Raw genomic sequence first — 1,814 nt, 5'->3', positions numbered from 1 at the left:
CCGCTGCCGCCTTATTCTTATGTGGTGTGACCACTTTAGGTGGTGGGGCCGGTACGTGCTCTCCACAGTAGTGTTCGAGGTATTCATTTAGGAGGGGACATAATTGCATATAACATTCGTCACAGTCACTACGTAACATTGACTTCTCATACTTTATAGTGTGCGCTATATAACAGTTAGAGCATAAACACATCGCAGTCTTCGTACATTTCAGCTTGTTCATGTATCGGCCAGTCTGCTCCATTTATACTATGCCCGGGGATTTTAATTTTGCCCGGGGTGCCTGGGGTTGCCCGGGGGGCTGCCCGGGGCACATATGTGTGTGTGAGGTCAAGGAACTACACACACATAGATGATATAGTTATATCATATTCATTGAATACCATCAATGAATTTTGGTATTTGCCCGGGATGCCCGGGGATATTTTCGGGATTTCATGAAATCCGCGGTAACTTACGCGGAATGGTCCGTGTACGGGCGGGTCCACCCGTCGGGTGAGGCGGGCCCCGCCGTACGTGGGCAATACGCCTCCGCCCTACCTACCACCTTTCATGAACCTTTTTACTGGATATCCTTAAGTGAGACCGACACTGTGATGTCGAACTTGAACTGCGTCAGCGTAGACGCAGTAGTGGCTAAATTAGCATCCTGAATAAAGCCTTTCACGCCGAAGTGAGGCACGTCCACTACGTTACAATCGACCCACTTCGCCGGCTGGACGCCGGCAGCTACAATAACACCTGCCGCGGTATTAACCGGGGCCTGCATCTTGGGCTTGTAAAACAAAGTGATAGGTGTATTGGGCTTAAATTGTCTCAGGCGACTGGACATCTTCTCACGGATAGTATTTAGGCCCGTTGTAGACGAGGCTGGGAGGGTGACGTCGTCATCGTCCAACGTATACAGGAGTGAGGGTAGCTGCGCTGTGGAAGCCGTTGAAGCAATGCTGCTGTTGCAGAATACCTTAACTTTGACCCAGTTAATCTTATACTTATCTGCTAACGCAGTAAGCTCAGTAAAACTTAGGAGGTCGTTAAGCTTGGTGCTTATGGCGAACGGAATATTATAGTAGGTTCCAACACCTGCAAACGGAGGAGTCTGATAGGCTGCGCCAATCGTCACAACAGCACCGGACGCAGCCGGTGTACCTAAAACGGCGGTGTTGTAGACATTCTGTTCAGCTACCTTACGAATCAAACGTATAGAACCGCCTGCAGGACGACGGCGGCGCACAAGACGCTTACGCTTCATCACGCGAATCTTCTTCGCGTAGGCGGGGCGGGAACGACGAGCATACCGGGGCATTTTATACTCAGTCGTTAGATTTTATTTCCGGGAGGGTGTCACCGACAGGGACAACCACTCCCTCCTTAGACATATAGGCAGAGTAAGACTCGCCATGGCGTGCCTTTTGGTGGTACCCACCTTGATGGCCGTGGCCCATCTTTTTCTTTTCGTCCCAAAGTTTCCAATAGCGCTGAAAATACTTAGTTGCAATACGACGACCTGACGGTGTCTTATAAACTCCATGAATATGCGGGGTGCCGACTTCTGTCTTTTCTAAAACATAGGCCCCATAACATACTTTTTCGTAGGGTGCTGCGGGCGTCAGGCCATGCCTGAGTATACCCTCTGCAGCTTTGATAATCGCCCCCTCATCGGCATAACCGGGGGGCATGTTAAGTGTGAAGGCGTACTCGGTTTCCGCTGCCGCCTTATTCTTATGTGGTGTGACCACTTTAGGTGGTGGGGCCGGTACGTGCTCTCCACAGTAGTGTTCGAGGTATTCATTTAGGAGGGGACATAATTGCAT

Annotated in this window: 2 protein-coding genes; both read right to left on the bottom strand. The window is 50.4% G+C overall.

Annotated elements, in window-relative coordinates; translation table 11 throughout:
• Positions 1-562: 562 nt before the first annotated feature.
• Complete coding sequence (locus HWQ67_RS17520) at positions 563-1,252, bottom strand: hypothetical protein (RefSeq protein WP_218253986.1); 690 nt, start codon at positions 1,250-1,252, stop codon at positions 563-565.
• A gap of 61 nt (positions 1,253-1,313) precedes the next feature.
• The coding region (locus tag HWQ67_RS17515; RefSeq protein WP_218253985.1) for a hypothetical protein at positions 1,314-1,814 on the bottom strand (501 nt) is incomplete at its 5' end.

The organism is Candidatus Magnetobacterium casense (assembly GCF_019173545.1).
GTDB classification, from domain to species: Bacteria; Nitrospirota; Thermodesulfovibrionia; order Thermodesulfovibrionales; family Magnetobacteriaceae; genus Magnetobacterium; species Magnetobacterium cryptolimnobacter.
The sequence above is the reverse complement of the archived record's forward strand: the minus strand, read 5'-3'. Positions and strand labels throughout refer to the sequence as shown.

What these genes read in the sequence shown, in the direction of transcription:
- HWQ67_RS17520 (WP_218253986.1), bottom strand. Translation starts at nt 1,252, where the DNA reads ATGAAGCGTAAGCGTCTTGTGCGCCGCCGTCGTCCTGCAGGCGGTTCT.